Raw genomic sequence first — 12,137 nt, forward strand, 5'->3', positions numbered from 1 at the left:
CGTCCACCAGTCGGGCAGGGGCAGAGGGTAGGAAAGGGGACAGTCCGACCGCGTTCCCTGGAGTCGCCGTGACCACTACGGAAGCCCTCATCGCCGCCGCCGACGCGCACAGCGCGCACAACTACCACCCGCTGCCGGTGGTGATCGCGACGGCCGACGGCGCCTGGATGACGGACGTCGAGGGACGCCGGTACCTGGACTTCCTGGCCGGCTACTCGGCGCTGAACTTCGGGCACGGCCACCCCCGCCTGGTCGCGGCGGCGAAGGCGCAGCTGGAGCGGGTGACGCTGACGTCCCGGGCCTTCCACCACGACCGGTTCGCCGCGTTCTGCACCCAGCTGGCCGAGCTGTGCGGGATGGAGATGGTGCTGCCGATGAACACGGGGGTGGAGGCCGTGGAGACGGCGGTGAAGACCGCCCGGAAGTGGGGGTACCGGGTCAAGGGCGTCCCCGCGGAGATGGCGAAGGTCGTGGTGGCGGGCGGGAACTTCCACGGGCGTACGACGACCGTGATCAGCTTCTCCACGGATCCGGAGGCGCGGGCGGACTTCGGGCCGTACACGCCCGGCTTCGAGATCGTGCCGTACGGGGACCTGACCGCCATGCGGGCCGCGGTGACCGAGAACACCGTCGCGGTGCTGCTGGAGCCGATCCAGGGCGAGTCGGGGGTCATCGTGCCCCCGGAGGGCTATCTGGCCGGGGTGCGGGAGCTGACCCGGGAGCGGAACGTGCTGTTCGTCGCCGACGAGATCCAGTCGGGGCTGGGTCGGACCGGGCGGACGTTCGCGTGCGAGCACGAGGGGGTCGTACCGGATGTGTACGTGCTCGGGAAGGCGCTCGGGGGCGGGGTGCTGCCGGTGTCGGCGGTGGTGGCGAGCGCGGACGTGCTCGGGGTGTTCCGGCCCGGGGAGCACGGGTCGACCTTCGGGGGGAATCCGCTGGCCTGTGCGGTGGCACTGGAGGTGATCGCGATGCTGCGGACCGGGGAGTTCCAGGAGCGGGCGGCCGAGCTGGGGGAGCTGCTGCACCGGCGGCTGGCGGAGATCGCGGGCAGCGGGCGGGTGACGGCCGTGCGGGGGCGGGGGCTGTGGGCCGGGGTGGATGTCGATCCGGGGGTGGGATCGGGGCGGGCGGTCTCGGAACGGTTGCTGGAGCGGGGGGTACTGGTGAAGGACACGCACGGGGCGACGGTGCGGATCGCTCCGCCGCTGGTGGTCGAGGAGGAGGATCTGGAGTGGGGGGTGGAGCAGCTGTGGGGGGTGCTGAGCGCGTAGGGGGGCGGACCGGTGCGTACTCGGCTGCGGGCCGGTGGGGGCTTGTCGCGCAGTTCCCCGCGCCCCTAAGTCGGCAGAATCACGTGCGGCAGGAAGCGGGCGTAGTCGTCCGTCACCAGGCCCTCCGACTCACGTAGGCCGAGGCCCGCCGCCTCCTCCCCCACCACCCAGGCGCCCAGCACCACACGGTTGCCGTCGAAGTCGGGGAGCGGGGCCAACTCCTGGTAGCAGCAGGGCTCTTCGCGTGTGCCTGACGGCATTACTTCGTTGACGACGGGCTCCGCGCCCGGTGCATGCACCTGCACGCCCGCGCCCTCCCGCCCCAGCAGCGGCTTGCTGACGTACCCGCGTCCGGTCGCGAGCTCTCTCGGTCCGTCGACGTACGCCGGGAGCAGGTTCGGGTGGCCGGGGTACAGCTCCCAGAGGATCGCCAGCAGGGCCTTGTTGCTGAGCAGCATCTTCCAGGCCGGCTCGATCCACATCGTGGCGCCCGTGCCGCCGCCGTTGTCCAGGGTGTCGAGGACGTGGCCGGCGAAGGGGTCGGTGGTGAGCCACTCCCAGGGGTAGAGCTTGAAGCAGCTGCGGATGAAGCGGAGCCGGTTGTCGACGAAGCGGCCGGAGAGGGTGTCCCAGCCGATCTCCTCCATGGAGATCCAGTCGGTGGTGAGGCCCGCCTGTTCCGCCGTCTCCTTGAGGTAGGCGACCGTCATCAGGTCCTCGCCGAGTTCGTCGGCGCAGGAGTGGGCGAAGTGGAGCGGGGCGCCGGGCGGCAGGAGGCGGGCCTGCCTCCGCCAGCCGGCGACCAGGCGTTCGTGCAGGCTGTTCCACTGGTCGGCGCCCGGGAAGCGGTCCGCCATCCAGAACCACTGCGCCGACGCGGCCTCCACCAGGGAGGTGGGGGTGTCGGCGTTGTACTCCAGGAGCTTCGCCGGGCCCCTGCCGTCGTAGCGGAGGTCGAAGCGGCCGTAGAGGGAGGGGAGTTCGGTGCGGCGGTGCCAGGACTCGGTCACGGCGGCGGCCACCCGGGGGTCGGTGACACCGAGTTCGGCGAAACGATCCTTCGCCACGATGTGGTCGGCCGCCACGAGGCACATGGCGTGCAGTTCCTCGACGGCCTCCTCCAGCGTCTCCACCTCGTCGAGGGTGAAGACGTAGTAGGCGCTCTCGTCCCAGTAGGGGCGCAGCTCGCCGTCGGGGTGGCGGGTGAGGGGGTAGATCAGCCCCTGCTCCTCGACGGTCCTCTGCCAGCCGGGGCGGGGTTCGGTGGTACGGCGTTCCACGGCGCGGTCAGCCGCCGGAGCTGCCGTGGCCGCTGCCGAAGCCGCCCCGCTTGACGCTGTGGCCGCCACCGGAAGAACCGCCCGAACCGCTGCGCGGCTTGGTGAAGGAGCCGCCGCTGACCCAGCCGCCCTTCTTCCTGCCGCCGTAGTAGTAGTCCGCGTCGACGGCGGACTTGGCGGAGGCGCAGTTCTTGTCGGAGACGACCTGGTAGCCCTTGGCCGCGGTGTAGCTGTCGCGGTCGACGCAGCGCTTGTCGGGGTCCGAGGAGCAGGCCGTCAGGGCGGTGGCCAGCAGGCCCACACCGCCGAGGACGACCGTGCCCGAGCGCAGTTGCCGGCGTGCGTCTGCCATGTTCGTGCTCCCCCGTGCGGCGCGATGTCCGGCGACAGCCTAGACGAGCGGTTTCGAGCCACTGCCGGAGGCCCGACCTCGACTTGTCATGTCCAGGTAAGAAAATCATGTGAAGTCACCGGGGTCCTGTCGGCGCACCGCGTCCCGCGGGTACCGTCCAGCTGTCCCCAGGTGAACGATCAACTTCGGACTCTACGCGCGCAGAACAAGTCCTGCCCGGCAGAACCGCACTTCTCTCTACGCGCGCAGAACGACTCGTGACGCACCACCCGCACCGCCATCCCTCTCGCACCCCCCCACCGATGGAGGAATGACAGATGCCCGGCTTCGCCATCCCGCGCCGCAAACTCACCACGGCCCTGGCCGTGCTCGGCCTGCTCACCGCCGGTGCCGCCGTCCAGGCCACCAGTGCCGCGACCCCCGCCCACGCGGCCACCACCTACAAGGTCCTGTTCGACGACGGCCACGCCGAGGAGGCCGGCAACGCGGACTGGATCATCTCCACCAGCAAGCCCGACCCGCTCTCCCAGGACTCCTCCCCGTCCTCCGACAAGGACTGGACGGGCGCGCTGTCGTCGTGGGGCATCGCCCTGCAGAAGACCGGCAGCTACAGCCTGAAGACCGCGACGAGTGCCCTCACGTACGGGGGTTCGTCGGCCACCGACCTGTCGAAGTTCAACGCGCTCGTGCTGCCGGAGCCCAACACCAAGTTCACGACCGCCGAGAAGACCGCGATCATGAACTTCGTGAAGGCCGGCGGCGGGCTGTTCATGATCTCCGACCACACCGGGGCCGACCGCAACAGCGACGGCTACGACGCGGTCGAGATCCTCAACGACCTGATGACCAACAACAGCGTGGACTCGACCGACCCGTTCGGGTTCTCCATCGACTCGCTGAACATCAGCTCCGGATACCCGGCCGCCATCAGCGACAGCAGCAACGCGGTGCTGCACGGCGGCTTCGGGACCGTCACCAAGAGCCTGATCGCCAACGGGACGACGGCGACGCTCAAGCCCTCCGACAACTCCGCCGTCAAGGGCCTGGTGTACCGCAGCGGCTACTCCGGGAACACCGGCGCCTTCTTCCTGACGTCGACGTTCGGCAGCGGCCGGGTCGCGTTCTGGGGCGACAGCTCCCCGATCGACGACGGCACCGGCCAGTCCGGCAACACGCTGTACGACGGCTGGAACGACAGCGGCGCCACCAACGCGGCCCTCGCTCTCAACGCCACCGCCTGGCTGGCCGGCGCGAGCTGACGGCCAAGAGACCCGAGGGAGCCAAGGGAACCAAGGAGTCCAAGGAGTCCAAGGAGTCCAAGGGACCCTGAGCCACGGGACACAAGGGGAAGGAGCGGGTCCGGGGGTGCCCCGGGCCCGCTTCCTGCTCTTCTCCCGATCACCGCATGCTCCCCTCCCCTACAGTCCCTTTGTGCTCTTTGGAATGGTGTGCGCCCTCGCGGCCGCGATCTGCTTCGGTACGGCGACGGTCCTGCAGGCGATGGCCGCGCGCGCGGCCGGTGACGGCGCCGGCGGGGAGGCCGCGCTGCTGCTGCGGGCCGTGCGGCAGTGGCGGTATGTCGTCGGCCTCGGGCTGGACGGGCTCGGGTTCGTGTTCCAGATCCTCGCGCTGCGGTCGCTCCCCATCTACGCGGTGAGCGCGGCCCTGGCGTCGAGCCTCGCCGTGACGGCGGTGGTCGCGGCGCGGCTGCTGCGGGTGCGGCTGAGCGGGGTGGAGTGGGCCGCGGTGGGGGTGGTGTGCGCGGGGCTCGCGATGCTGGGGCTGGCGTCGGGGCCGGAGGGGGACCGGGCCGGGACCATGACGCTGAAGTGGGTGATGCTGGGGACGGCCGTGGGGGTACTGCTCCTCGGCCTGGCCGGCGGACGGCTGACCGGGAAGGGGCGGGCGCTGGCCCTCGGCCTCGGGGCGGGGTTCGGGTTCGGGGTGGTGGAGGTGTCGGTGCGGCTGATCGACACCCTGCGGCCGGCCGGGCTGCTCACCAACCCCGCGACCTATGCGCTGCTGATCGGGGGCGGCGGCGCCTTCATGCTGCTGACCTCGGCCCTCCAGCGGGGCTCGGTGACCACGGCGACGGCCGGCATGGTCATCGGCGAGACGATCGGCCCGGCGGCGGTGGGGGTGGTGTGGCTCGGGGACCGCACGCGGGAAGGGCTGGCCTGGCTCGCGGTGCTCGGTTTCGCGGTGGCCGTGGCGGGGGCGCTGGCGCTGGGCCGGTTCGGGGAGGCGCCGGTCACGGCCGAGGAGGGGTGAGCGGCGAGCCGCGTCCGGGCCGCCGGGGTGTCAGTCGGCCACGGCGTCACGGGTGCGCTGATAGTGGCGCCTCGCCTTCATGCGGTTGCCGCACACGGCCATCGAACACCAGCGGGCCTTGTTGGTCCTGCTGCGGTCGACGAGGAACAGCCGGCACTCCGGGTTGGCGCACGGCCGCAGCCGGCCGGGCATCGTCTGCTGCACCGCGCTCCACGCCATGATCGCCTCCGCCGCCATCCGGCGTTCCGCGGGTGCGTCCAGCTGCCATGAGACCCCCGTGGGGGAGAGTCGCGGGCGGGAGACGACGTCTTTCAGGAGCGGTGCCAGCGAAGTGGCCGGCCGGCTGCCGCGCACCACCTCCTGAAGGGCGTCGCGAGCGGCCACGAGAGCGCGGAGCTCGGCCGCGGTTCCGCTGCCGCCGTGCGCCCGCTGCCAGGACCGGGCCTCCTCCGGGTCCGCCAGCCGGTCCTCGGCGACGCCGTTGACCACCGGCGTGCTGTTGAGGAGCGCCAGCAGCAACGCCTCCTGCCGGTCCGGCTGTTCACTGTCGGCCACCACCACTCCTCCTAACCGTATCGATTCATTTGACAGGTTACACGAGCAGTCTCACACCTAACCTCTTTACTCGACTTGACAGGTTAGATGTGGCGTGCTCGACTGGATATATAACCGCTCAGGATCGACAGAAGGGTTAGGAAGATGGAACTCGCAGTCCACCACCGCACCGCCACCGTCGACGGCCTCGAGGTCTTCTACCGGGAGGCCGGCGACCCGAAGGCCCCCGTGGTCGTCCTCCTGCACGGCTTCCCGACCAGCTCGCACATGTTCCGCGGCCTCGTCCCGGCGCTCGCCGACCGCTATCACGTGATCGCCCCCGACCACATCGGGTTCGGCCAGTCCGCGATGCCCGGCCTGCGGGACTTCCCCTACACCTTCGACGCCCTCACCGACGTCACCTCCGGCCTGCTCCGGCAGCTGGGCGTCGACCGGTTCGCGATGTACGTGCAGGACTACGGCGCCCCCATCGGCTGGCGGCTCGCCCTCCGGGCGCCGGACCGCGTCAGCGCGATCATCACGCAGAACGGCAACGCCTACGAGGAGGGGTTCGTCAAGCCGTTCTGGGCCGCCGTCTTCGCCTACGCCACGAACCCGGGGCCGGAGACGGAGGCGCCGATGCGGGGTGCGCTGACCGTCGAGAGCACCCGTTGGCAGTACCTCAACGGGGTCGCCGACCCGACCCTGGTCAGCCCCGACAACTGGGTCCACGACCAGGCGCTCCTTGACCGCCCGGGCAACGACGAGATCCAGCTCAGGCTCTTCCGCGACTACCCCACCAACGTGGACCTCTACCCGCGGGTCCATCAGTACTTCCGCGACTCACAGGTCCCGCTGCTGGCGGTCTGGGGCGCGGGCGACGGGATCTTCGGCCCCGAGGGCGCGGAGGCGTTCCGCCAGGACCTGCCCGACGCCGAGATCCACCTCCTCGACACCGGCCACTTCGCCCTGGAGAGCCACCTGGGCGTCATCACCGGACACATCCGGGACTTCCTCGGCCGCACCCTCGCCTAATGGGACTTGCCGGGTCGGAGAGACTCGGTGCTGTAGCCGCCAGCGGGGGTGCCCCGGGCCCACCCGCGCTCACCCCATCGCCGTCAGGATCCCGTCCCACAGCCGGGACCTGGCCTCCAGGGCGAGGAGGACGGTCTCGGCGGCCTCGTGCCAGCGCCGGTCGTCGGTGCCGCACAGGTCGGCGACCATCTGGAGGGCCATGGGGGTGTGCTCCTCGCCGTCGACCTCGATGTGGCGGGCGAGGTAGTCCCGGAAGAGCGGGAATCGGTCGGTGCCCTCCTCCTTGATGACCTGGTCGAACATGTCCGGGATCAGGTCCTCGCGGGAGAAGGCGAAGGCGGCGGCCCGGCAGTGCAGCGGGCGGTCGGCGATGATGCCGAAGGTCGTACGCACGAACCCGGCCGCCGGGGCGGGGACCCGGGCCACCCGCAGGGCCGCCGGCACGTCGTGCCCCTCGGCGAGGAGCGCGACGAAGGTGTCGACGGGGGCGGTGTCGGCCGCCGCCTCGGTCATGGCCGCGCGGTACAGCTCGAAGTGGCTGGTGAAGCCCTCGTTCAGGGCGTCGCTCTCCTCGACCAGCACGATGTCGTTGATGAGCCGGCGGGCCACCGCGGAGCCGCGGGGCACCCAGGGGACGTCGACGCAGGTCAGCTCGCGCTGGAGCGACTTGAGCAGGGACATGAAGTCCCAGACCGCGAACACGTGGTGGGCCATGAAGACGGCCAGGTTCTCCCGGTCGGATATCCGCTGGTAAAGCGGGTGCGCGGTCACTTCTTTTCGCGCCGGTTCGATCACGGAACGCGCCTGATCGATTGCCTGTCGACCCTCTTCGGTCAAATTCCAGACGTACCTCGACATGGCGTCCTCCTTCGTTCTGAGACGGCGATCGTGCAACTTTCACGGCCGACCCGGCAAGCACTTTCCGGAATTACGGAGGAGTTACCCGAAGTAGTCGGCGGCAGACCACAGCAAGCTCACAGAAAGCGCTATAAAGAGTTACGATCCGGACAGCAAAAAAACTCGTTGAATCTTTGAACGCGGCTTGTGTCGATTCCGTAAAGGACACCGTGACCAGTAATCCCGTCACCGTCACCGTGGCCTATCACGTGATGCCGGGTCGCGAGGCCGACTTCCACTCGTGGGGGTGGGCCATGCTGGGCGCGAGCGCCCGCCGGCCGGGGTTCCTCGGTGGCGGCGTCCTAGTCGACCAGGAGGCGGAATGGCATGTCGTGTATCGCTTCGCCACCGAAGACTCAGCGCTGGCCTGGGAGAACTCCCCAGACCGCGGAGAGTGGGAGATCCGCGCGGACGGCATCGCCCGGCCCACCGGGCGCCGTAGCGTACGGGGGTCGAAGGCGTGGTTCGACTCGCTGACCGGGCCGCCGCCCGCACCGCCGCCGCCGACCCCGCCGGCGAAATGGAAACTGTGGTTCATCAACATGAGCGCGGTGTTTCCGCCGGTACTGCTGTTCAATCTGGTGGTGCTGCCCTATCTCGGCGGCGTCAATCCGCTCATTCGCACCCTGGTGCTCTGCCTCTGCGTGACAGCGCTTGTCACGTGGATTCTCATGCCGCGACTTCAGCGTTTCTTCAAGAAATGGCTGTATCCCCCGCTCCAAGCGCTGCGCGGGCGGCACAAACGACGGGCCGCATAGGCCCGGGAACGACCCGAGGGAGGTGGGCGGGTGAAGACCCTGCTCATCGACAATTACGACTCGTACACCTACAACCTGTTCCAGTTGATCGCCGAGGTCAACGGCGAGGAACCGGTGGTGATCCGCAATGACGAGCCGGCGCCGCCCGCTCTCGCGGGGTTCGACAACGTGGTGGTGTCTCCGGGGCCGGGGCATCCGGGCGACGGCCGTGACTTCGGCATCAGCGCCCGGATGATCGCCGCGGCCACGGTCCCCGTCCTCGGGGTGTGCCTGGGCCACCAGGGCATCGCGCTCGGGGAGCGGGCCCGGGTGGCGCCCGCCCCGCAGCCGAGACACGGGCACCTGACCAGGGTGCGGCACGACGGGCGGGACCTCTTCGAGGGGCTGACCCAGGACTTCACCGCCGTCCGCTACCACTCCCTCGCGGTGCACGAGCCGCTGCCCGCCGCCCTGGAGGCCACCGCCTGGGCCGAGGACGGTGTCCTGATGGGGCTGCGGCACCGCGAACGGCCGCTGTGGGGCGTGCAGTTCCACCCGGAGTCGGTGCTCACCGAGTACGGCCACCGCATGCTGGTGAACTTCCGCAACCTGACCGCCCGCCGCGCCCGCCGGGCACGCACCAAGAACACCGCCGTCCCGCCGACCGAGGCGGCGATCCCCCGGCCGAGGCCCACGACGAGAGCGACGGGCACAGCGGGCGCGACGGGCACAGCGGGCGCGGCCATCCCCCGGCCCCGCCACGGCGACGTGCCCGCGTACCGCCTGCACACCCGCCAGGTCGCCGGCGCCGTCGACACGGAGGCCGCCTTCGGCCGCCTCTTCGCCGCGTCGCCCCGCACGTTCTGGCTGGACAGCTCGCTCATCGAGGAGGGCCGCGCGCGGTTCTCCTTCCTGGGCGACGACAGCGGCCCGCTCGCCGAGTTCGTGCGGTACGACGTCACGGCCGGACGGTGTGTGGTCGAGCGGGCCGGACGGCCGGCGCGCAAGGTGTCCGCGAGCGTCTTCGACTATCTGAAACGGCAGTTGAGCAGCCGCCGGGTGGACGCGGACGGGCTGCCCTTCGACTTCACCGGCGGCTATGTCGGCTACTTCGGCTACGAGACCAAGGCCGACTGCGGCTCCCCGAACCGGCACCGCGCCGAAACCCCGGACGCCTGCTGGCTGTTCGCGGACCGGCTGATCGCAGTGGACCACGAGGAGGACGTCACCTACGCGGTCTGCCTGGCGGAGGACACCCCGCAGGCCGCGCGAGCGGCCACCGAGTGGCTGGCGGACACCCTGGCCCAGCTCAGCTTCCTGGCGCCGGACGCGCCCCGGCCGGCCCCGCCCGCCGCCGGGGAGCCTGACCTGGAGGCCGCCGAGCCGTGGCTGGTGCGCGACCGGGCGGCCTACCTCGCCGACATCGAGGCCTGCCAGCGGGAGCTGCGGGCCGGCACCAGCTACGAGGTCTGCCTGACCGACGCGGCCCGGCTGCCCGCCCCGCCCGACCCGTACGCCTTCTACCGGGAGCTGCGCCGCGTCAACCCGGCGCCGTACGCGGCCTTCCTGCGCTTCGGCGAGCTGGACGTGGCCGGTTCCTCGCCGGAGCGGTTCCTGCGGATCACCCGGGACGGGGTGGCCGAGGCCAGGCCCGTCAAGGGGACCGCGCCGCGCGGGGCCACGCCGTTCGAGGACGACCGGCTGCGGGACGCGCTGGCGACGGACGCCAAGACCCGTGCCGAGAACCTGATGATCGTCGACCTGCTCCGCAACGACCTGGGCAAGGTCTGCCGTACCGGAACCGTCCGGGTCCCGCAGCTCATGGCCACCGAGTCGTACGCGACCGTGCACCAGCTGGTCTCCACCGTGACCGGACGGCTGCGGGCCGGGACGGACGCCGTGGACTGCGTGCGCGCCTGCTTCCCGGGCGGGTCGATGACGGGCGCCCCGAAGCTGCGCACGATGGAGATCATCGACTCGCTGGAGACCGAGGCCAGGGGCGTGTACTCGGGGGCGCTCGGCTACCTCGGGTGCAGCGGCGGCGCGGACCTGAACATCGTCATCCGTACGGCCGTGATCGCGGACGGCCGGATGCAGCTGGGCGCGGGCGGGGCGATCGTCCTGGACTCCGACCCGGCCGCCGAGTACGACGAGATGCTGCTGAAGACGGCCGCGCAGATGCGGGCGCTGCGGGGGCACACGGCACCGGCCGCGGCGGAGACCGTGGAGGAGGCCGCCCGATGACCCAGGCACCCGCCCTCACCGCCACCGCCAACCTCGCCTCCCGTGTCGCCGACCTCTCCGGGCGGCACGGCTGGCACGGCCGTCCCGCCTTCCACCAGGGCCATCGCGCCTGGACCCACGGTGAGGTGCACGACCTCGGGGCGCGGGCCGCCACCGTGCTCGCCGCGCAGGAGGTGGCCCCCGGCGACCGGGTGGTGCTCGCGCTGCCGGACTCGATCGCCTGGGTGGTGGCCTTCCTCGCGGTCGCCCGGCTCGGTGCCGTGGCCGTCCTGGTCAACCCCGAACTGCCCGCCGCCGACCACGCGTTCATGGCCGCCGACACGGAGGCGGTGCTCTGCCTGACGGGACCGGGCCTGGAGGACCGCTTCACCGGGCGGGCCCGCCTCGGCGCCGACGATCTGCTCGCGCTCGCCCCCGCCGCCGAACCGGCGCCCGCGCACCCGGTCGACGCGGACAGCCCGCTGTACGTCCAGTACACGTCCGGCACCACCGGCCGCCCCAAGGGCGTCGTCCACACCCACGCCCACCCGGCCGCGTACCACGACCTCATCGGGCGGCAGCTGCTCGGCATCACCCCGGACGACGTCACCCTGTCCGTCTCCAAGCTGTACTTCGCGTACGGCTTCGGGAACGCCTTCGTCTTCCCGCTGTTCTCGGGGTCGAGCGCGGTCCTGGTGGACCGGCGCCCGGCGCCCGCCGCTGTGGACGAGCTGGTCGCCCGGCACCGGGTGACCCTGCTGTACTCGGTGCCGTCCGCGTACGCGGCGCTGGTCGCCGACCGGGGCACCGGGCACCGGGCGTGCTTCGCCTCGGTACGGGCCGCCGTGTCGGCGGGCGAGGGGCTGCCGGACGGGCTCGGGGAGCGGGTCGGCGAGCTGCTGGGCGCCCCGGTCCTTGAACAGATCGGCTCCACCGAGGCCGGGCACGCCTTCTGCGCCAACAGCCTGGACCACGACCACCCGGGCACCGTCGGCCGTCCCGTTCCCGGCTTCGAGGTGGAGCTGCGCGACCGCGACGGGCGGCCGGTGCCGGACGGCGCCGAGGGCGAGCTGTGGGTGCGCGGGCCGACGGTGACGACCGGCTACCTCAACCGGCCCGAGGAGACCGCGCGCACCCTGGTCGGCGGCTGGCTGGCCACCCACGACCGGGCGGTCCGCGAACCCGACGGCGCCTACCGGCACCTGGGCCGCACCGACGACCTGGAGATGGTCGGCGGGATCACCGTCTCCCCGCTGGAGGTGGAGGCCGTCCTGCGCACCCACCCGGCGGTACGGGAGGTCGCCGTCGCCGCGGTCCCGGACGCGACCGGCACCGGACGACTGCGGGCCTTCGTCGTCCCCACCGCCACCCCGGCGCCGGCCGGGCTCCAGGAGGAGCTGCTGGCGCTGGCCCGGGAGCACCTGGCGGCCTTCAAGGTCCCGCGCAGCGTCAGCCTCCTGCCCTCCCTGCCCCGCACCCCTACCGGGAAGCTCCGCCGCCATCTGGTCCGCCGGGGCGCGTGGTGACCCCGGCC

10 protein-coding genes and 1 pseudogene are annotated in these 12,137 nt (G+C 71.6%); 7 read left to right on the forward strand and 4 right to left on the reverse strand.

Annotated features, from left to right (window positions below):
- The first annotated feature begins 68 nt into the window (after window positions 1–68).
- A complete protein-coding gene (gene rocD, locus ACFWPS_RS10500) occupies window positions 69–1,274 on the forward strand; it encodes an ornithine--oxo-acid transaminase (RefSeq protein WP_383703172.1) in 1,206 nt (401 codons plus the stop codon).
- A 65-nt stretch (window positions 1,275–1,339) separates the two neighbouring features.
- On the opposite strand, the gene ACFWPS_RS10505 is transcribed toward rocD, so the two are convergent.
- Window positions 1,340–2,554 carry a glutathionylspermidine synthase family protein gene (locus tag ACFWPS_RS10505; RefSeq protein WP_383703174.1) on the reverse strand — a complete coding sequence of 405 codons (1,215 nt, stop codon included), beginning with the start codon at window positions 2,552–2,554 and terminating at the stop codon, window positions 1,340–1,342.
- A 7-nt stretch (window positions 2,555–2,561) separates the two neighbouring features.
- Window positions 2,562–2,906 carry a hypothetical protein gene (locus ACFWPS_RS10510; RefSeq protein WP_383703176.1) on the reverse strand — a complete coding sequence of 115 codons (345 nt, stop codon included), beginning with the start codon at window positions 2,904–2,906 and terminating at the stop codon, window positions 2,562–2,564.
- 317 nt (window positions 2,907–3,223) lie between these two features.
- Between ACFWPS_RS10510 and ACFWPS_RS10515 the strand changes: the two are divergent.
- Window positions 3,224–4,162 (forward strand): annotated as a pseudogene (locus tag ACFWPS_RS10515) (hydrolase); the annotation flags it as partial.
- A 187-nt stretch (window positions 4,163–4,349) separates the two neighbouring features.
- Complete coding sequence (locus ACFWPS_RS10520) at window positions 4,350–5,177, forward strand: DMT family transporter (protein WP_383703343.1); 828 nt, start codon at window positions 4,350–4,352, stop codon at window positions 5,175–5,177.
- 30 nt (window positions 5,178–5,207) lie between these two features.
- Here ACFWPS_RS10520 and ACFWPS_RS10525 read toward each other — a convergent pair whose 3' ends face one another.
- On the reverse strand, window positions 5,208–5,735 hold the full coding sequence (locus ACFWPS_RS10525; RefSeq protein ID WP_383703178.1) for a CGNR zinc finger domain-containing protein: 528 nt from the start codon (window positions 5,733–5,735) through the stop codon (window positions 5,208–5,210).
- A gap of 141 nt (window positions 5,736–5,876) precedes the next feature.
- Here ACFWPS_RS10525 and ACFWPS_RS10530 point away from each other — a divergent pair, with 141 nt between their 5' ends.
- A complete protein-coding gene (locus ACFWPS_RS10530; protein ID WP_383703180.1) occupies window positions 5,877–6,746 on the forward strand; it encodes an alpha/beta fold hydrolase in 870 nt (289 codons plus the stop codon).
- A 69-nt stretch (window positions 6,747–6,815) separates the two neighbouring features.
- Here ACFWPS_RS10530 and ACFWPS_RS10535 read toward each other — a convergent pair whose 3' ends face one another.
- The gene (locus ACFWPS_RS10535) at window positions 6,816–7,541 is read right to left on the reverse strand and encodes a DUF3050 domain-containing protein (protein WP_383703182.1); all 726 of its coding nucleotides are present in this window, start codon (window positions 7,539–7,541) and stop codon (window positions 6,816–6,818) included.
- A gap of 272 nt (window positions 7,542–7,813) precedes the next feature.
- On the opposite strand from ACFWPS_RS10535, the gene ACFWPS_RS10540 reads away from it, so the two are divergent.
- From ACFWPS_RS10540 to ACFWPS_RS10550, 3 genes are read left to right on the forward strand one after another with little or no spacing between them, the layout of a single operon-like run.
- Window positions 7,814–8,401 carry a hypothetical protein gene (locus ACFWPS_RS10540; protein WP_383703184.1) on the forward strand — a complete coding sequence of 196 codons (588 nt, stop codon included), beginning with the start codon at window positions 7,814–7,816 and terminating at the stop codon, window positions 8,399–8,401.
- A gap of 30 nt (window positions 8,402–8,431) precedes the next feature.
- Window positions 8,432–10,624, forward strand: a complete 2,193-nt coding sequence (gene pabB, locus ACFWPS_RS10545; protein ID WP_383703186.1) for an aminodeoxychorismate synthase component I — start codon at window positions 8,432–8,434, stop codon at window positions 10,622–10,624.
- Window positions 10,621–12,129 (forward strand): AMP-binding protein, encoded by a 1,509-nt coding sequence (locus tag ACFWPS_RS10550; RefSeq protein ID WP_383703188.1) that lies wholly within the window; start codon window positions 10,621–10,623, stop codon window positions 12,127–12,129. Before pabB ends, ACFWPS_RS10550 begins: the two co-directional genes overlap by 4 nt.
- Window positions 12,130–12,137 lie beyond the last annotated feature (8 nt).

The organism is Streptomyces sp. NPDC058457 (genome assembly GCF_042720695.1).
Classification (GTDB): domain Bacteria; phylum Actinomycetota; class Actinomycetes; order Streptomycetales; family Streptomycetaceae; genus Streptomyces.

Coding starts and splice junctions, on each gene's coding strand:
- ACFWPS_RS10530 (WP_383703180.1), top strand. CDS start 5,877: ATGGAACTCGCAGTCCACCACCGCACCGCCACCGTCGACGGCCTCGAG.
- ACFWPS_RS10550 (WP_383703188.1), top strand. CDS start 10,621: ATGACCCAGGCACCCGCCCTCACCGCCACCGCCAACCTCGCCTCCCGT.
- ACFWPS_RS10510 (WP_383703176.1), bottom strand. CDS start 2,906: ATGGCAGACGCACGCCGGCAACTGCGCTCGGGCACGGTCGTCCTCGGC.
- ACFWPS_RS10520 (WP_383703343.1), top strand. CDS start 4,350: ATGGTGTGCGCCCTCGCGGCCGCGATCTGCTTCGGTACGGCGACGGTC.